Source organism: Flavobacterium chuncheonense (assembly GCF_042686145.1).
GTDB lineage: Bacteria > Bacteroidota > Bacteroidia > Flavobacteriales > Flavobacteriaceae > Flavobacterium > Flavobacterium chuncheonense.
The window spans coordinates 256,888-276,693 of the sequence record NZ_JBHUPC010000010.1; the positions used below are offsets into that span (position 1 = coordinate 256,888).

At 34.5% G+C, this 19,806-nt stretch carries 17 protein-coding genes; all 17 read right to left on the minus strand.

Features of this window, described 5'->3' with window-relative positions:
• Positions 1 to 705 precede the first annotated feature (705 nt).
• Positions 706 to 1,698 carry a glycosyltransferase family 2 protein gene (locus ACFS5J_RS03110; RefSeq protein ID WP_379810526.1) on the minus strand — a complete coding sequence of 331 codons (993 nt, stop codon included), beginning with the start codon at positions 1,696 to 1,698 and terminating at the stop codon, positions 706 to 708.
• A 2-nt stretch (positions 1,699 to 1,700) separates the two neighbouring features.
• Positions 1,701 to 3,236 (minus strand): glycosyltransferase family 2 protein, encoded by a 1,536-nt coding sequence (locus tag ACFS5J_RS03115; protein WP_379810527.1) that lies wholly within the window; start codon positions 3,234 to 3,236, stop codon positions 1,701 to 1,703.
• Positions 3,226 to 4,389 (minus strand): glycosyltransferase family 4 protein, encoded by a 1,164-nt coding sequence (locus ACFS5J_RS03120; RefSeq protein WP_379810528.1) that lies wholly within the window; start codon positions 4,387 to 4,389, stop codon positions 3,226 to 3,228. The genes ACFS5J_RS03115 and ACFS5J_RS03120 overlap by 11 nt, the downstream gene beginning before the upstream one ends.
• Before the next feature lie 17 nt (positions 4,390 to 4,406).
• Positions 4,407 to 5,501 carry a glycosyltransferase family 4 protein gene (locus ACFS5J_RS03125; protein WP_379810529.1) on the minus strand — a complete coding sequence of 365 codons (1,095 nt, stop codon included), beginning with the start codon at positions 5,499 to 5,501 and terminating at the stop codon, positions 4,407 to 4,409.
• Positions 5,492 to 6,886 (minus strand): hypothetical protein, encoded by a 1,395-nt coding sequence (locus ACFS5J_RS03130; protein WP_379810530.1) that lies wholly within the window; start codon positions 6,884 to 6,886, stop codon positions 5,492 to 5,494. The genes ACFS5J_RS03125 and ACFS5J_RS03130 overlap by 10 nt, the downstream gene beginning before the upstream one ends.
• The gene (gene neuC / locus ACFS5J_RS03135; protein ID WP_379810531.1) at positions 6,887 to 8,008 is read right to left on the minus strand and encodes a UDP-N-acetylglucosamine 2-epimerase; all 1,122 of its coding nucleotides are present in this window, start codon (positions 8,006 to 8,008) and stop codon (positions 6,887 to 6,889) included.
• A gap of 671 nt (positions 8,009 to 8,679) precedes the next feature.
• Positions 8,680 to 9,720 carry an N-acetylneuraminate synthase gene (gene neuB / locus ACFS5J_RS03140; protein WP_379810532.1) on the minus strand — a complete coding sequence of 347 codons (1,041 nt, stop codon included), beginning with the start codon at positions 9,718 to 9,720 and terminating at the stop codon, positions 8,680 to 8,682.
• A 29-nt stretch (positions 9,721 to 9,749) separates the two neighbouring features.
• On the minus strand, positions 9,750 to 10,424 hold the full coding sequence (locus ACFS5J_RS03145; protein WP_379810533.1) for an acylneuraminate cytidylyltransferase family protein: 675 nt from the start codon (positions 10,422 to 10,424) through the stop codon (positions 9,750 to 9,752).
• Between the two features lie 23 nt (positions 10,425 to 10,447).
• Positions 10,448 to 11,338, minus strand: a complete 891-nt coding sequence (locus tag ACFS5J_RS03150; protein WP_379810534.1) for a glycosyltransferase family 2 protein — start codon at positions 11,336 to 11,338, stop codon at positions 10,448 to 10,450.
• A gap of 88 nt (positions 11,339 to 11,426) precedes the next feature.
• Positions 11,427 to 12,443 (minus strand): glycosyltransferase family A protein, encoded by a 1,017-nt coding sequence (locus ACFS5J_RS03155; protein ID WP_379810535.1) that lies wholly within the window; start codon positions 12,441 to 12,443, stop codon positions 11,427 to 11,429.
• 51 nt (positions 12,444 to 12,494) lie between these two features.
• Entirely contained in the window at positions 12,495 to 13,703 is a 1,209-nt protein-coding gene (locus ACFS5J_RS03160; RefSeq protein WP_379810536.1) for a hypothetical protein, read from the minus strand.
• The gene (locus ACFS5J_RS03165; RefSeq protein ID WP_379810537.1) at positions 13,700 to 14,593 is read right to left on the minus strand and encodes a glycosyltransferase family 2 protein; all 894 of its coding nucleotides are present in this window, start codon (positions 14,591 to 14,593) and stop codon (positions 13,700 to 13,702) included. Before ACFS5J_RS03165 ends, ACFS5J_RS03160 begins: the two co-directional genes overlap by 4 nt.
• Complete coding sequence (locus ACFS5J_RS03170) at positions 14,590 to 15,564, minus strand: glycosyltransferase family 2 protein (RefSeq protein ID WP_379810538.1); 975 nt, start codon at positions 15,562 to 15,564, stop codon at positions 14,590 to 14,592. Before ACFS5J_RS03170 ends, ACFS5J_RS03165 begins: the two co-directional genes overlap by 4 nt.
• On the minus strand, positions 15,557 to 16,672 hold the full coding sequence (locus ACFS5J_RS03175) for a glycosyltransferase family 4 protein (RefSeq protein WP_379810539.1): 1,116 nt from the start codon (positions 16,670 to 16,672) through the stop codon (positions 15,557 to 15,559). Before ACFS5J_RS03175 ends, ACFS5J_RS03170 begins: the two co-directional genes overlap by 8 nt.
• A 2-nt stretch (positions 16,673 to 16,674) precedes the next feature.
• Positions 16,675 to 17,604, minus strand: coding sequence for a glycosyltransferase family 2 protein (locus tag ACFS5J_RS03180; protein WP_379810540.1), 930 nt, complete (start codon positions 17,602 to 17,604; stop codon positions 16,675 to 16,677).
• Positions 17,594 to 18,670 (minus strand): glycoside hydrolase family 99-like domain-containing protein, encoded by a 1,077-nt coding sequence (locus tag ACFS5J_RS03185; RefSeq protein WP_379810541.1) that lies wholly within the window; start codon positions 18,668 to 18,670, stop codon positions 17,594 to 17,596. The genes ACFS5J_RS03180 and ACFS5J_RS03185 overlap by 11 nt, the downstream gene beginning before the upstream one ends.
• Complete coding sequence (locus ACFS5J_RS03190) at positions 18,657 to 19,802, minus strand: glycosyltransferase family 4 protein (RefSeq protein ID WP_379810542.1); 1,146 nt, start codon at positions 19,800 to 19,802, stop codon at positions 18,657 to 18,659. The genes ACFS5J_RS03185 and ACFS5J_RS03190 overlap by 14 nt, the downstream gene beginning before the upstream one ends.
• Positions 19,803 to 19,806 lie beyond the last annotated feature (4 nt).

Sequence of the window (19,806 nt, forward strand, 5' to 3'; positions counted from 1 at the left end):
CTCCTCTTAATCTCAAATGCTCGCGGACTTGCTCCCGACTCCCTTTTCAAAAGAACACTACAAGCTTACGCAAATGTAAAAGAGGCCGATTAAAAATGTGCTGAACTGACTATTTTGTTTTTTACTCTGCAATTATACTACTCTGAAAACCTATTAATTAAGTATTTAGTATTTGTTGTACGAGGTAGTCCCTCCTCGAGGAGGTGTTCTGCTTTTATAACATTACTTGTACTTTATTCATTCGTGTTAATGGTTTTTCATTTGTATTCATGAATGCTTCGCATTTCTTTAGCCTAAAGAAAGTACCAAAGAAAGGCTTTCCCTTTTCCAAGGTGTTTCCTTAAAAATTATTCATTTTTAAGCAACTGCAAATCATTTTCTAAAATCCCTACAAGGATTCGGGATTTTTTAACGAAAAAGATTTGCTACACTACGGAAAAGGAGTTTTGCTTCGATACATGAATTGGATAACTAAAAGTAAAATTCCGAGTGGTTAAAAATGAAGCACAGGCTTACGCAAATGTAAAAGAGGTCGGTTGAAAATATGCTGAGCAGATGATTTTTTTTATATACTACAATGCGCTTTTCTTAATCCCTTTTTCACAGTATAAACCCTGCGTAAAGAAAAGGATTTGCTACATTGGGAAAAAGTCGTCAAGAGTATATTTATGATTGCGTTATCACTACCAGATTGACAAAGCGCTTCTATTTTGGCTTTTTTATAAAAAGGGAAAACCAACCGATGGTTCTTCCCAAGGTTTCTGTAAATGCTTCTTTTCTTTTTGTTGTGGTCATGGTATTCGTTGCCCTAATTGCAATTAAGAGTAGTGTAATTGCATGCCATTTTATTTTGGCATTAAATGATGGATTAGGGTACTTTACCCGCCATACGTACCAACCGTTACGCACTACCATTTTACCATATTGGTATTGGTTTGGTCTTCCAGCCGCATCGTGATGGTGTTCCAGTTGCGCAGCTGTATTCACGTATAATTTTCCTGTTTTAGACACTCTTAGCGTAAAATCGGCATCTTCATACAATCCGTAACCTTCAAAATAGGTGGAAAACTGAAACGTATCCAATACCTCCTTCTTAAAAGAGGCTACACCTCCCATCAATTGTTCTACTCGATAGGTTTTACCTGATGGTGGTAAAAAACCTATACTTCTACCGTGCCCGCATTCGGGTAAAAAACCAGGTGGTGCATCACTATCTAACCCCAGTCTCCTGCGCCACAACCAACGTGCCCCTTCTTTTCTTTTATACCCATCGAAAACAAAGGCCTCTTTTTTTATGCTTTTATTCTCTTCCACTTTTTGCCAAGTCACTTCATTGGTAATATAGCCTCCAACTCCTAAAGCTTCTGGAAAGTTTTCATATGTTTTTAGAATTTCCTCAAAATATGTTGGTGCTAAAATGGTATCATCATCTAAAAAGCAAACAATATTGGTGTCTGCTGCTCGCTTTTGAATTCCAAAATTTCTTTGTTTGGTTAAACCTCTATCCGTTTCTAGTACTTGGTAATACTTCAGCTTTGAAAACGAAGTTTCCTCTAACATTATAGCTGTTTCCTTATCAGGTGAACCGTCTACAATGATTATTTCATCAGGGTATATCGATTGCGCTTTAACAGAGTTTAAAACTGTTTTTAGGGCTTTAGGCCTCTTATAGGTGCAGATGATTAGACTTAGCTTCATGATCATGACGTACGTTTACCTAATTGTAACAATTTATCTGCATAAAATACCGCTTTTCTAAATTGTACTATTTTATATGGTAATTTTATAAGCTTCAGTGGTAATTCTATTATTTTACCTTTGGATAGATATAATACAAAATATTTAATACTGTATTCCCTGATACTACGCTTGTCAAACTGCTTTCGTATGAAATACATAATTGTCGGACTTGGTACTGGACGTATTCTTTTTACTGGTGTATCTAACTCCCAAGGTTGTACTTTTCTCTTCTTTCCTGTTTTTTTTGCTTGACTTCCCCAAAAACGATATCCCCCTACTGGAGGTTTTAGATGCAGATTTGCCGCAAAAGGGTTATACAATACCGTTATTCCTTTTTTTACTAACGAAATTCCAAAATCACTGTCTTCACCATATCCGCCATCATAGTTAATATCATTCCCTTGTAACAAGTCTACAAATTCTTTTTTCACACATGAATTCGCATTACTGAAGTTAGGTGTTACTCCTACTTTCCAACGTTTACATCCTAAATCATGCAGTTTTTGTTCTAAATCGCACAGTGTTTGTTGCTGATGATCTGCCCTTATATCTAAACCATTGCATGCATCTGCTTTGTAGGTCTGTAACAAACGAATTTGATTCTCAACAAAATCAGCAGGTATACGAATATCATCATCTCCAAAAATAATATAATCCCCTGTACACATTGCTATAGCCTCATTTCGTGCTCTACAACTACCTTTTGTTATTTGCCAATTGAATATTACTTCAAATGGGTACTCTTTAGGATTATACAATTTTTCATCGCGTTGGTCTTCTGGAGTAGCATCCACAACGATTACCTGAGAAGGCAAATAGGTTTGCTTTTTCAGATCCTCTAATAATGTCAAGGTAAAATCTTGACGTAACATTGTTGGTATAATATAACTTACTCTCGGTTTTCCTTCTATTGTTTGTAATTCCCTAACTGGGATTCGCTCATAATTGGAGCGAAATTTATACGCTTTTGCCTTAAAATAAGCATCCCATTCCTTAATTTTCCAAAAACCTTCTCTAAACAGCATATACAACGTATGTTCTTTTTTAAAGTTCTTTCTAAAAAAAACATATCGATCTAATGCCGAAATCTGATGCATTGTATTCTTTGTCTCTTTGAACAAATCTTTTACGTAAAGTGGTATTCCTCCTGAATTTTTCAACAAATTATAACCAAAATCCAATGCCTGCATGGTTGGATTTTTAAACTCCTTATCAAAACCTTTTAAGGTATCCCAAACTGATTTTCGAATTGCAAATGCTCCTGGATTCATTCGCCAACTCACACATTCGTCTAAATTGTCAAAATCCCTTACATACCAAAAAAAGACTACAGCAAAATAAACAATTTCAGGAAAAGCATTTTTATACCCTTGCTCGAAAGAGCTGTGCCAAAGGTCTCCATACCCAAGCGATACTACTTCCAATTTTGTCAAATCGGGAGCTCCTGTATAATATAGTATTTCACCTCTTGAATTGGTGTATGTTTTAAATTCCATTATGCTTACTTTCTATTATTCCCTTATAAAATTGTAAAGATTTTTCTGCTATCAACTGATTGTCAAAAACCGCTTTCACTTTTTCAAAAGCCTTTTCCCCAAAATTTCTGTTTTGCTCTTTATTGTCTAGTACTTCTACAATTGCATTGGCGTAGCTGTCGTGATCTTGTGGGTGTACTAAAAAGCCTTCTTTATTGGTTTCCATCACTTCTGGCCCCCATCCAATAACCGAGGCTACAATTGCTTTTTTCATTGCCATTGCTTCCAACCAAGAAACCGGTAATGCTTCGGCAAAAGTTGGAAAAACGCATACTCCTGCAGCTGCTATATGTTGGCGTACTTCATCGTAGGGTGCACCTCCTAAATACCTAACTTGTTTTAAGGCTTCTTCTGAAAATAGGGGTTGCATGAGCTGCCAAGTAGATGCCGAACCTGTTTGAATATCTTTCGCATCTCTTCCCAACAACACTAATTTTGTTTGTGGTCTTTTCGTTATTATTTTGTTGAAAATTAACGGTAATTCCAAAAGGCCTTTTTTTCGAATTAAGGTCCCAAAATACAATATCGTATTTTCATCTGCCTCGTTTGCAGTAGTCGCTTGAAATTTCTTAACGTTTATCCCGTTTGGAATAATGGTAAATTGAATTTGTGTTCCAAACAATTTATTAGTTTTGTTTGCTGTAAACTGACTCACAGCAATATGACCGTCAGCTTTTTGTAAGGCTCTTTTCTCGTGGTATTTGTTCCAGAATTTCACTGGTCGCTTGTCTAAGTGGCAAAAATAAGTATCACTCCCATTTAAGCGCATCACCAATGGACATTTCTTGGGTTGTATAAATGACGAAATACCCGTCCAATCTGGCACTTCAACAATATCTATCTCCTTTGCTTCAAACAAATCATCTATTATACGTTTCAATTTTTTACGTGTAGCATACCATGATACGCCTTTCACTTTTACGTTTTTTATGCTTTGTATGGTAATGTCACCTTCTTGCCAATTGGTTTCGCTTTTTTGTCCGTAAACCAAAATACGCACACTATGTCCCAAATCCGTTAGGCTCTCCGCAAGATTTTTAATACTTGTTCCAATACCGCCTGCACTCCCTAATTCAGGATGTGGATATTCGGGTGTTAAAAAGGCAATTTTCATTGTATTGTCTTTGTTTTTTATCGTGATCCAATTTGTTTGATGTGGTTGTCTACCATGGTTTCGATATCAAAATCCTTTCGTATGGTTTCCGCCACCTCTTTGGTTATTTTTAAATCCCCTTTGTACACTAGCCCTATTAAACGACTCAGTTCTTTACTATCAGCAACGGGTACAATAAAACCATTTACTTCATGCTGCACTACTTCTTCATTTCCTCCTACTGGAGTCGTAATAACTGGTACATTGGCACATAAACTCTCTAATATTGACAAACTAAAACACTCCATGTGTGTGGGTTGAATCATATAATCGTATTGGGCATATGTTTCATTTAAATTGGCCACACTTCCTTTTACGTGTATGTTGGCCTCTAGTTGTTGTTCCTGAATTTGTTTTTCCAGTTCTACTCTCTGCGGTCCGTCTCCGTAAATGTCTATTTTTAAGTTTTCTCTTTGTTCTATTGGCCACAACGCAATTGCAGCCACTAAATCTTGAATACCTTTGGAAAATCGCAAATGTGATGCTACTACGAAAGTAGGATAAATTTGTCTGCGTTCTTTTTGTCTTTTGTATTGGGCTGTGTCAATACCGTTGTATATGACCTCACATTTTTTTTGAATTTGATTTCCAAAGTCGTTTAACAATTCCGAAACTGTATATTTGGACACTCCTACAAAACTATCAATATACCTACTGTACCACCAACCTTTTATTCTTTTTTGCCATCGTTTTTTAAATGGATACCCTCCTATAGGTCTTGGGTTATGATCCACCACTATAACTTTTGCTAATGGTAGGGCTTTTTTAATTTGCTTGAAAAAAGGGGTACACAACTCTATGAAATGGGTTACGATATAATCGTATTCACTATTATCCTTTACAAGTTGTTTGATAAAACAGTTTTCTAAACTTGTCTCCTTAGCTGCTGTTATCTTAAGTTTTTGGTAGTCCCCATGCGTACCCTTATTCGGAAAAAACCAATCTACTGTATGTCCAAGTTCTTTGGCCCGTTCATCATATCTCCAAAAAAAACGATCCATACCTCCTACCCGTTCCGGCAGTAAGCGATAATCGCAAATTACAGCTATCCGTTTCTTTTTTCCTAACTCCATTTTGCCAATGTTTCTGCTATTCGTGAACTGGTTCCTTCCAAAGGCACCCCTATCTGCATGTTCAACAATTGCTCTTGCTCTTTCCCTTTTTTAACCGGATTTTCTAGGGCTTGATTGATGCTATCCACTAATTTTTCTTCATCTGTAGCCACGTAAGTTGCTCCTGATTGTATAACATACTCTATATGTGCATATTGCAAAAAACGTTGATCGTTTGGCATACCATTATTTCCATTTCCAAATACTGTATTGATAACCGGTTTTTCAAACAACATAAAATCCAAACTCATAGTGGATAGCATATTGACATTAATTGCTGCATGCTGTAGTACCGATTTTAAATCGTGAACATCTTCCACTGTAGGAATTCGCTGTGACCAAGACTCTTGATGTGATGCACGTGACTGCACCCATTTTGGGTAGTTCCATTGTATAAAACTGTATTGGTTTGCTAAATGTTCAAAACGTTTTGGCTCCTCAGCAGGAGAGGTACGCACTAATAAATTAACGCTTTGACACAATTTATTTTCTTTTATTGCCTTTGCTATGGCTTCGATATATACAGGATCATTAGGACTTGTAGAAACATCCCCACAACTGAATAAAATTGTTGGTTTTGATGCTTCTAAATTAAACCGCTTGTGAAATTCTTCTTGTGTGTAGCCATATCGTGCTAACACATACGGTTCGAATTGTGGCGTCCCTACCACATGTACTTTGTCAGCACTGATTGCAGTATAATATTGCAACAATTCCTTTTTCATGGTTTCGCTCCAAACCAAATAATAGTCAAAGGTAGCTGCCATTCTTCCTTTTGACGCTAAATTATCCCAACTGAAAATAAAAGTAGTCGTTGGTATTTTATTTATTTCAGCTGCCCACACTAAAGGTGCAATATACGGAGGGCGTTGATGTGTAAAAAAAAGTTGGTCCAATTGCAAAGTTTTCAACAGTTGCTTGTATTGTTGCGTCAATGGACTTGACTTAAAGGTTTGTTGTTGCCAACGGTTGCATCTATTAATCCACTTTTCAGAATGGAAAAAATTAGTCAGTTTGTAAATTAATCGTGTTGCGTGTCCTCTGGAAGTATTGTTTTTGGAATAATTGGCCTTAAAGTTATCCGTAATTCCAAAATTTCCTTTTCGATGTAATTGTAGATGTGCTACTTCTTTTGCTTTTCGAAAAAACCATGTAGGAAACGCTTCTTCAAAAACTTCTAATTCTATAATCGTACAATTCAAGTCAATTGTATCATAAGCTGATTTGGGAAGACAGGATAAAATAATCACTTCCGAAAATTGTTGCTGCGCTTCTTTTATAAAATCACTTAAGATAAAATTGCGATATCCTACACCATCGGTAATGACTACTCCTAATTTTTTCATTTAAATGTCTCTAAACTGCTTTTGATGATTCAATTTCCAAATATCGTTTTTTTCTAATGATTCCAAAAACAATTCGGCACTCTTTCCTTGCCCAAAATCCGCCTTTGTCCTTTTTACTTTATGTGTATCCATTTCCGCTAGTGCTTTTGTAATAGCCTCTTGCTTATAGGTTGTATTGACAATATCGGCGTGTAATGCTCTGTTTTGTTGCCTTGTTCCAATGTTTATTATAGGCAGACCGTAATAGGGTGCCTCACGGATGCCAGCACTACTGTTTCCAATAATAAATTGGGCCTTTTTTAATAAGGTCAAAAAATATTCAAAACGAAGTGATGGAAATATTCTAAATCGAGGATTACCTTTCAAACGTTGGTATTCCTCCAAAATAATTTTACTCCCTAAATCGTTATTGGGATACACCACTATATAATTGTGCGTGTCTTGTAGTAGCGCATCTACAAAGTTGGCCGCGTAGTGTTGCATTTCCTTTACCTCAGTTGTTACTGGATGAAACATGGCTACCGCATACTCTGGAAACCTAATCTCATAATAGTGTTTTGCTTCCTCTAAATCGGGTAATGTATTGGAAAACATAATGTCTACATCGGGGGAACCAATCACAAAAATAGATTCCTTCAACTCTCCCATTTGCACCAATCGCTTTTTCGCCAATTCGTTTGACACAAAATGAATGTGACTCATTTTACTAGTTGCATGACGCATTAACTCATCAATTGTACCTGAAATTTCTCCTCCTTCAATATGAGCAACTAAGATGTTATTCAAACTCCCTACAATAGCACCCGCCAAAGCTTCTACGCGATCACCGTGTATAACAATCATATCAGGATTCGTATCTTTTACAAAAGTAGATACGCCTTCGATTGTTTTGGCCAAAGTTAAATCCATAGTGGTTTCGTGGGTGTGATTTTCAAAAGTATGGATGTTCGAAAATCCGCAACGTTCCACTTCAATTAAGGTATATCCGTATTCTTTTTGTAAGTGCATACCGGTAACCAAAACAAAAGGCTCAAAGTCTTGATGGTTTTCAAGGATTTGGATTAGTGATTTTATTTTACCAAAATCGGCACGGGTACCGGTTAGAAAAAGAATTTTTTTCATTTTTATACAATTGAAGTATCAAATTTACTTTTCAATGTGTAAGTATACAAAATGCAAGTTGATATCAGAAACACTCAATTCTATTTTATCGAGATTTTTTATAATCTTAATTAAATGACTGTGTTCAAATTTTATTTTTCTAATATAATTAAAAAAATACTTTGCCAGTAACTTTACCTTTTTTCTTATTATTCGTACTTTGTATCGCCACAAAGTACCAAAAGGCGATGCCTGATTCCTCAACGGTCAATTAACTTTTTATAGCCTAAAAGAAAAGAACTCGGCAAAAGCCTCAAACAGCTTTTCTTTTTTAACGGCTATTTCAAAGAATTGACACTCGTTTGCGGAATCTAAGGCAGCGTTAAGTATCCTTTAAACTAAATAGTGCTTTCAATTCTCAAATTTATTAACACGTCTCATCAAAAAACAATGGCTGTACCTCATCTGTCTGACTCTTGATTATTACCAAAAAGAAGCAGCACTCGTACCGTTTTTAAAAGTTCCCAAATAGCTTTTCTTGCTTAACGGAAACTTTCCAATTCAAACGTTCGACTGCGAAACACTAGGCTTTCGAAATCGCAAAATAAAGTTAATTTTAAATCAATTTTAGATTTAGACTACTTTGTATTTTATCTAAAAAGGTATGTAAATAGAATTTATCAACTATTTAACTACTCAAAATCTGAGAAATTCAATTGTTCGTCGTTTTCGATGCTACGGGTTGCTCTTTTACCCAATATGTCATTAAAATGTTCCGCTAAGATCTTACCTGTACCCGGGCGTTTTACCCAGATGTTTTCTTTGGACAATGGTTCCCCTTTTTGAATTGGAGCAATCGTACAAACCGTTGCGAAAGCAAAATCGATGGTTACTTGCTCTTCAGCGGCTGGTTTTTTTGTTCCGCCTCGCATCAATGCTATTTCTGCACTGTTTGCAATTAACGCTTTACAAGCTTGCTCATCCATACTGCATACAATATCCGGACCAGTGCGTTGCATATGATCGGTAAAATGGCGCTCTACAATACTTGCTCCCAATGCTACAGCGCCCAAACACGCGTTGTTGTTTAAGGTATGATCGGACAAACCAAATACCTTATCGGGAAAAGCCTGATGCATTTCTAGCATTGCCCCCAAACGGACCAGATGAATGGGTGTCGGATATAAATTTGTGGTATGCAATACCGCCACTGGAATTTGATGTCTGTCGAAAATTGCCACTGCTTTTTGAATACTTTCAATCGTATTCATACCCGTACTCAAAATTACGGGTTTACCAAAAGTGGCAATGTGCTCCAATAATGGATAATTGTTACACTCTCCAGAACCAATTTTATAAGCCGGAATGTCAAACTTTTTCAAGCGATCCGCAGCCGCACGAGAAAAAGGAGTTGAAATAAAAATCATCCCTTTGCTTTCTACATATTTTTTGAGTTCCCATTCCTCTTCTTCATTTAAAGCACAACGTTCCATAATTTCATAAATGGAAACCGTGGCATTACCCGGTATCACTTTTTTTGCAGCTCCACTCATTTCATCGGCTACAATATGCGTTTGATGCTTTACCACTTCTGCTCCTGCCCTGTGGGCAGCATCCACCATTTCTTTCGCCACGGTTAAGGACCCTTCATGGTTGATACCGATTTCTGCTATAACTAAGGGTGGGTAATCAAGACCTATTTTGCGTTCTGCTATGGTTATATATGGGTTCATAGTATAAGTTGTGAATTGTGAGTTGTGAGTTATGGGTTGTGAGTTATAAATTTAGTATAAAGATATTCAGCGTAATCGAAATCTTCCTGGGTATCGATGTCTACGTGTGCAAATGGATGCTTGACAATCATAGGATAGGCTTGTTTGCTCACAATTATTCCATTTCGAATCAAATTCGCTTTGCTGATGTATAACAAACCGTTTTCAAAATACAAAGGTTCCAAATCTTGCGAACGTTGCCCTATTGCATAGTTAAAGGGAATAAACGTATTGGCTTCAATTTTTCCCAACTTTTGCTCGTTTCGTGTTACTGTAAACAAGCTATCGTATTGACCGCTCTCGAACGATTCAAATGCTTCTTTGAGTAAGTGTTCTGGGCGCAACGGATTGGTAGGTTGTAAAAGAATTACATTTTCTACTGCATCACCAATCCCTTCTAACACATGTTGTAACGCCGTTACTGTTGGTTCTAAATCACCCGCTAATTCCAGAGGACGATCCACCACTTTCACCCCCTGCTGTAGTGCCACCTCTTTTATTTTGGCATCATCCGTAGATACGTAAATTTCATCAATAATTGTCTTATTTTGTTGTGCATAGGCGATACTGTGCACTATCAATTCCTTATCTCCTAATTGCTTGATATTCTTTCCCGGTACTCTTTTGGAACCACCGCGTGCCGGAATGATTGCTATCGTTTTCATTAGCTCTTTTTAATTATAATTAATTAAAAATTTATTTTTTTTAATTCTTTTATTTTCCGAAAAACTCCTTTATCAATAGGATTTCTATGTCGCAAAACTGATGGCGCCTTCTTGACTACTTCTCCAATTACTTTACAATATACTTTGAAATACTCTTTATCTTTCAAAGCGTATTTATTTAAATTGTGCCAATATAACTTTGCAATTCTATAAAAAGGAAATGAATAATACACCAAATAATAAAATGTTGTATTCTTCAATTGTTTTCCGAATCTAAAATAATTTCTCCCTTGTTTCTTTCTGTCTTCTTTATTTACCCTATGATTTACTTTAATTGAACTTGAGTATCGAATATCAAAACCTTTTGATAATACTTCAATAGCTAGACAGGCTTCTTCTCCATAAATATCAATCCAAATAGGAAAACCGTTTGTCACTTCATAAACCTCTTTTCTTATTGCAAAACCACAACCTATAAATTCATTCGTATTGTATTCTTGATCCAATGAAGGAACCGATTCTAAAGCTAATGCATCGGATTCGAAATTTCCTTTTATTTCCTGAAATGCAATTATACCTGTATCAACATGTTGTTGGAATATTTCTTTGACCTTTTCTTTAAAATTTGAATGCAATGGATGTGCATCATCATCTAATCCAATTAAGTACTTCCCATTTGCTTTTGGATACAAAAAATGTCTTGCTGCCGATGCACCAATACTTTTATCCGATTCAAACCATCTTACTTTTGTGAAATCCATTTTTAACTCTGATGAGTTGTCTGTACATCCATCTAGAAAAACCAAGATTTCAGTATCTGTACCCACCAATTGAGGATCCAAAATCTGTAATGTTTTTAATAATTCCTGTTTCCTATTTTTGGAAACAATAACTATGGAATATTCGGGATTCATTAAGTAAGATTAAATTAATTTTTATCAGAAAGTTTGATGATTAGTATTCTTTTATTTAAAATGTTTTTGCTACTAAATTTATTCTTTCTTAAAACTCCTTGACACTTTCGTTTGGCAATCCCCATTTAGCATATAAAAAGGGTAAAACTGTTTTGTTGAGTATTAATTTTCGAAAAACTTTATTTCTAAAAACTATCCATTTTGAGTTTTTACTTTTACTAGTCAAAAAATTACAACAATAATCATTGTGCCCTTTTTTATGCATAGTCTTTAATTTATCGAACATCCAATCTTCTGGGGTATTTCCCATATGATAGGCGTAATTATCATAAGTTGTAACCCTCCAATAATCCCTTAACAATGGAAGTCTGTCAATATAATCTTCACTATTTCCTCCTAATTTATATGGTACAAAAGTATTAACCTCATCAAAGATTGTTCGTTTATAGGTAGACACAAAATGTCCCGCCCCAATTATAACCTTACAATCCACATCATATTCGAGCCCCAAAGTATATTTTAAATACTCTTTATTATAACTTCTATCCCAACCTATACTATCATAAAAACGTATTAGTGCCTCTCTATTTTTAACGGGTAAGAACTTTACCCTTTTATTCAACAAATTTGCTAATAATACATTTTCTGCATTGACTTTAAAATTGCAGAACTGTGGTACTATTCCAACTACTCCCACTTGCGGAATTTTTTGAAATACCTTGGCCGTTTCTAATTGCCAATCCTCACAAAACAAAACATCTGCATCTGTAATTGTTACTAATTCAATGTTATTTCCTGTAATACCTTTTAAAATTGCATTAACTTTTCCAATATTCGTCGTATGAATTAGTTCGTGAATTTTATTTTCTTCTTTTAATTGATTCAAATACGCAACTACCTCATTACAACTTCCATTATTGACAATTGTTACAAATGTTTTGTCATGAATTGTTTTTAACAATGATTCAAGACTTAATTGTAATATCGTCAAACTATTGGCAAAATACCCTTCCAAGTTTGGTATATACACCGGCATCACAACCTGATGTAAATAATCAGTTGCAACTATAAACTGGTCTTTATGTGGATTTAAGCCTATTCTCATTTTTTAATCAACAAACAACAAAATTTAAAGCCTTTATTCCAAACATTTAACTTAATTGCTTTGAATAACGTCCTTAACTTGTTTCATGAAATTTTGCTCAGAAAAATAATTCCCGAAAGGGAAAAACTGTTCAGATGCTACTAGTCGATTTTCTATTAAATTCTTTAATTTTTCTTTTATTTCGTTTTTGTTGTTCATGTCTGCAATACAACGTTCGTCCTGAATGATATTCCTTAATTCACTTTTTTCTGGTGAAATGCATAATACGGGTTTCTCATTAGCAGCCAAAAAAGGTGCTTTCCCGACCAAGGTATTGCAATATAATGGTCCGTTTTCTAGAATAAGTACTATATCACTTTCCTGTATTTGTTCCTGAGCAGAACTAACAAAATTAAGACAATCCAGAATTTTTATATTTTCCGTATTTCTAAATTGTTCCTTTAAATTAGCAATTCCATCACCTCTAAGTCTCAAAATAAATTCTGTAAGTTCTACATATTTTGGATTTTCTAATAATAATTCTTCATAAGCCCATAACACATTCTTGATATTCCTTCCGAACATCAAAGCACCATGATATGAAATACTGATATTCCTTTCTTTTTTTCGAATTGGGTTTCTATCTGACCAGTCGAAAACACTTGCGTCATATTGATGTGTCAGTGTGAATATTTTTTTATTGTATGCGTATAATTGCTGTAAATCATGTGCCATACATTGAGCTGAACTTGTAATTCCATGGACCTGTTGTACAATATTCATCATTTGCTTCAAACGAAACAACTCCAAAGCACTTACTTTTGTCTTACCACCATAATACCAGGTTAACGGATAAGGATCGTGAAAATTGATTATTGCTTTTTTCAATATTGGCAAATCCTTCAATGCCAAAATCATTTCATGATTTATACCTGCACTTCTTACCAATATATTATCAAACGCTTTGTAATCAATTTTTTTAATATAATTGGCAAATTGCTTTTGAATGTAACGTTCCTTTAAGGATGTATGAAACAATCGCCAGTAAAATCGATTCAAGAACGTAACATAGGCCGGTATTTTAGAATTTACTAAGTGTTTTGTGATTGCATTTACGGGAAGCAAATCCAATTTATCTTCTGTATCGGTATGAATTATGTAGTGTACCTCAATATACGCCTCTGGGTAAATTTTACGCAACTTTGCCAAAAACGAACGTGAAACGATACCTTCACTTGTTCCAGAGACTCTTAAGTCTTGTACCAATACTAAAAACTTCATTTGATACTTTGTTTAATTTTAGGAAATAACTTAAATGGTCTGGAAAATTCAGCGTAATTTAGATATAACACTCCTAATTTTAACCATCTTAAAGGGGTTCTCTTATTGTTCAGTTGAATTTTCTCAATATTGTTAAATAATAATTGTACCAACTCTTGCGAACATTGTTTTTTGTATTGTGACAATAGATAATAATTAAAACTGAACAAAGCCGTATTTTTCTCTACAGAGTCATCTTGACTGGATATGTTTGCACCACTGTTTCTAACATAAACCAGTGCCTCATTTATGGTGTAAATATTTTTAAAATCGGAAAATTCAACCACTGCCAAAACATCGCTGGACCAAGCTAATGGAAAATCTTTAAATTTTATTCGCTCTACTTTTTCCGTTTTAAAAATGTATTCACTTAAGGAACTTCTTGTACCTCCCTTTGACTTACGCAATAAGAAATCCATTCCCTTTTCTAACTTTGGATGTTTGTGTATTATTGAAATTGATTGTCCATTGGCATCAATAACTTGGGAGGCGTAGCGAATTACACTTGATTTTTCTTGTGTAATTGTTTCTAAATTTTCATAAAAAACTTCTACTGCATTTACACCTAACACATCATCATCTCCTAAAATCATCCTCCAGGGTTCATCATTCGCCAATTCCATACATCTTTCCCATTGCTGCACCAAGGATTTCCCTCCTAAATTGGTTTCGAAACGGTGGTATTTAAAATGAAAATGTCCTTCATATTTTTGAAGTACTGAATCCGGAGCATCAGGACTAGCATCATCCCCTATATATACCTGAAATCGCTTATCGGTTTGATGGGCAAGCGATTCAAGGGTTGCTTCAAAATAAGCTATTTTATAATATGGAATTATTATTGCTATCAATAGTACTGAAAACTCAAAAGTACATGTTTTAATTTATATTCTCCTTTTTTACACACATAATATAGAAGCAAGTAAAAAACCATTTCTATAGCCCAAATACAATTGCTAAACGAAATGGATTTATTGTTTTTTAGCAACGAATAAACTTCACGAAATAGGTAAAAAGTTTTCCCTGCACGTAAAACCTTCATAAAAGGTTCAACATACAATTCAAAACATCGTGCTTGTATACTCTTTATTTTGTCATTTTGCAGCATATATTCAAACACCTGCTTTCTCACATATAATTCGGATTTCGCACTTTTAAAATTATTCTTTTTATAGTCTTGAACAATACTATCGGCGTGTAACCTTAACAATAATCCATATTGATTTGCGATTTTATATTTATATTTCTGCGTAATAAGTACTCTGAAATTAAAATCTAAATCTTGAGCTTTTACTAAGCTTTCATCAAAACTTAGTTTTGAAACTAAATCTCTTTTCCAAACAAATGCCCAAGTTCCAAAATTGACTTTTAGGGTTATATAATCTTCAATTAAATTTTGCGTTGCATTATTTTGAACATAAACGATATTGTGAATTGACTCTTTAAAAATCTTATAATCAAAAAGAACAAAATCAATTTCATTTTCTTGAAATAAAGTTATGGCATTTGTTAAAAAATTATCTAACATGATGTCATCGCTATCAAACCAATTGATATAATCGCCTTTACTCAACTCAAACCCGTAATTTCTTGCAGCATTTCCACCAGCAAGCCTGTCTAAGGGTCTCTGATGAAACTGGAAACGTTTATCCCTATTCACATAATCCTTAAGAATTTCTATTGTATTATCTACAGAACCATCATCCACAATAATACATTCCCAATTACTGTAGGTTTGTGCTAGCACACTGTCAAGGGTCTCCCCTATCAAATGTGCCCTATTAAACGTAGGAATAATTATGGATATTAAAGGATTATTCATTACAACATTGTTTCACTAATTCATCTATGTTCTCCAAATACTTTTTCATAGAAAATGATTCTTGAATCCTTTTTTTACCATTCTCTCCTAACCGTTGTGCCAGTTCATTGTTGGTTAATACTGATATCATTGCATTTGCCATCCCTTCAACATCATGTTCGTTAACTAAAATTCCAGTTTCATTATTAATAATTACATCTGGTATGCCTGCATGTCTGGTAGCAATTATAGGAAGTCCAGCAGCACTCGCTTCCAAAATCGCAACAGGTGTTCCTTCCTGATCCCCATTTAAAGCCGTAACTGAATGTTGTACAAAAGCGATTGAATGCTTTAAATATTCAATAAATCCTTCACGACTTAAAATACCCGGAAAAGACACCTTTTTATCTAAGCCTAATTGCTTTACTAGGTTAACACAAACTTCTAGTAATTCTCCCGTACCTGCTAAAACGAGTTTTGCTGAAGGAAATGATTGAACTACTTTTTGAAAAGCTAATATTGTTAAATAAGGGGCTTTCTTGTTTACAAATCTTCCTATTCCAACAAAAACTTGTGTGTTTAGATTTGCATGAACTTTTAAAAAATCATTATGCGGACCATAGGGACAATACACCAACTTTTCTTTTGGACACCCTAGAACTGCTAAATTTTCATACATTAATTGTGATACGGCAATTACATAACGGCTATTTTTAAAAACAGATTGGTAATTTTGGTTGGCTTCTATAACGGAATTAACTGCGGCATCATAACCATGAAAATGTGTAATTAAAGCAACATTTGCCCTTTTACATATTTCTATTATTCGATTGGCCGTAAATCCATATTGTGCTATTACCACTTGTATTTTATTTCTTTTTAAAGAATTATAAAATGCCAATTCATTTGGTTTTAAATCTGTTATCTTTAACAAACGTAAAATTGTGTACAGTCTTTTTTTTCCTTTTGCCAACACTTTTCCATACCCTTCCAATTGATTTGGTAAGTCCCCTCCATAATAATAATACACCTTACCCTGTAATCCTTCTTTTTGTGCTTGTATAAAAGTTTCGGAAAAAACATTTTGATTAGGAGATACTATTGCTATTCTTATCTTTTCGTGTTCCATTTCTAAATTTTTCTTTTTATTTTTTCCGATATCATTTTAAGACAAAAACTACTGTAAGAATGTTTGGTTAATTTAATATTACGGCTTTGAAAAATCAAGTCGGTAAATTTAAAATACGATAAGTAGTTTTGATATAAAAGTTTCTCTCTTTCCATACAATGGTAGCCTTTTGAATTCAAATAATCTCTTATCTTTTTTTCTTCTATAAGTCGCTGTATCTTTTTATCATTTTGATTATGATTTCTCGATATTGCCAAATGCGTTCTAAAATAATTTAACTTTTCTGCGATAAATCCAATATGCGTTGTTTCTAAAATTTTAATCCAAAAAAGCCAATCCCCACACATTCGCATTTGTAATATATCCGTTGTAAAAAAAGACTGTTTTACTATATCCCGTTTGAACACTACTGCACTAGCATTGGGAATTACATTAAACTGTGATAAATATTCTTGTATAAAATAATCTCCTTTAGCATTGAAATTGTACTCCCAAATATTGGGGTTAAAAACAGTTGTGTAATTCAAACGCTCACTTACTTTTTCACCATGTTCATCAACATCCTCCGATTGCACATATACTACACCTATCTCTGAATTTTTCTCAAATTGCTTCAAAACTTTTTCTAAAAATTCAGGAGCTGCATAATCATCACTCTCTGCTATCCAAATATATTCTCCTTGTGCCAAAGCAATGCCCTTTTGCCATTGCTTGAAGGGACTACCCGAATTCTCTTCATTAATTATTAAATGTGATACTTTTTGATGTCCTTGGTATTGTTTTAAGATAAACCAACTATCATCCGTGCTGTTATCATCTAATATAATCATTTCAAAATTTTGAACCGTTTGATTCAATATACTTTGCAACCGCTGCTCCAAAAATAAAGCATGGTTGTAATTTGGAACTATTATGGAAACTTTAACCTTCAATTTTATGCAATACCTTTTTTGTTGCTTCTAAATAAGCGTGACCGTACTTTGTACAAGGTTCCAGATGATTTCCTTCTGCCCATTCGTTCCATGCATTGATAAACAAAAAGTTTTCATCATTGCTATACGCTTTAAAACCAGTAGCTACTTTATACAACCAACTTTCATATAATTCTGGGCTACTACCTACTGCAACTATTCCTTTACTTCCTTTTCGAGCAGAATTATCCCAACTCGGGGTTACACTTCGGTACAATTTATAATCCGGTAATGTTCGGGCAATAGCTTGAGCTACCCCTAATTCAAAATCACGATAGTCAATTGTTTCACCGTTGTGTTTCATCAAAGAAAAACGTTTTCGTTTCACTTCTACTTTATTGCGAATAACTTGGTGTGCCGAAAATTCAATGGCTGCATCAAAACCATAATCATTAGGATTCACATGCTGATTAAAACTTTCCATCACACACAAATACAAATCGTCAAAACCAAATTCTTCTTTTGCTATTTGCCTCCAACTATGAATTGTTTTTTTAATATCGGGAAACAACTCTTGGCGATAAATGGCAAAAACGGGTTTGTTTCCAACTTTAATATATCGAGAATCAGAAAACACATTGGAACAAAGCCATCTCATATGTGCTAAATCGTCTTCGGGTGAATACGATTGTTTCAATAAAACATCATTATCCTTTCCGTCCCATGCTCTTGTCCAGTTTTCATTGGCCCAACACAACATAAAAGGAAAATCCTCTTTGGGATTTTGCAATTTACGATCTAAAGGTTCGTTTAAGACTCGTTTTCCATTGAACCAATAATGGTAATAACAAAAACCATAAATACCGTATTGTTTCGCTAATGCCTCTTGTGCCAAACGCGCTTCTTCCAAACGTAAATCGTAAAATCCTAAATCGGCGGGTAAATGCGGTTGATAATGCCCTTCAAAGCGCGGTTGTGCTTTGGTTACATTGGTCCACTCGGTAAAACCTTTACCCCACCATGCATCATTTTCAGGTATCGGATGGAACTGCGGTAAATGTATGGCTATGGGTTTAATTTTGGTCATGTAATACTGCTTTAAAAATCGAATCTATTTTTGATACATATTGCGCTTCCGTAAAATTGGAACTTGCCAATTCATACCCTTTACGGGATGCATCTGCATAATAGATATTATCATTTGCTAATTTATGGATTTTGACTACTGCTTCTTCTAAAGTATTGAACAATGTGTAATCACGAATCTCTTTTAAAATTTCAGAAGGACCTCCTATATTTTTTGATAGCACCGGTATTTTTTTACTCATTGCTTCAATAATTGTCCTCCCAAAGGCTTCATTTTCGGAACAGCTCAACAACAAATCTATTTCATGATAAATTTGTGTATTGGGTACATATCCTAAAAATTGTACCACATCATTTAAGCTATGTCTGTTTATATAATCTAGTAATTGACGATAATAGGCATTACCATAAGCCCCATAAAATTGCAATCGCAACTTATTATTTTTTTTATAGCAAACGTTGAATATTTCCAACGCCAATACTTGATTTTTGGGTGCTATTACATTTCCTACTACCGCTATTGTAAAATTTGCTGTTTGTTTTTGAATTGAAGTTACCTCTTCTGTTTTATGTAAAACACCATTGTAAACTACCTCCGCATTTACTTTTGCTGTTCCGTACCAGTGTTCTTTTAAAATATGCGTCGTAAATATACATCCCGCACTATTTTTCATTTTATTGACTATGTTCTTTTTTGAAGGTAAATATTCAATATTAAAAAATTTATCACTATACTCCCTAACGTGCCAAATATGTGGCAATCTGTATTTTTTAGCTATTGCATAACCAAATTCCATCACCGAGGTATTGGTATACACAAGGTCGGGTTGAAACTGATGTACGACAACTTCCAATTGCTTTTCAAAACTTCGTTTCGTTTTGTAATAGTGTATTGTTTTTTTTAAATGATCCACAATCGAAACCCAATTGAAATAAGCACATCGTGGCAAGTTAATAACCTCAAAAGCAATCGTCTTCTTTTCCAATTCCGCTGTCATTAAACCATAATCGGGAACAATTACTTTAAATTCATAATGCGCTTGCAATCCTACTAAAATGCTCAGTAAGGAATGCGAAGCACCGTTAAGGTAGGGCTCGTGTGCAAAAACTAATATTTTAGGTTTTTGTGTCATTTAA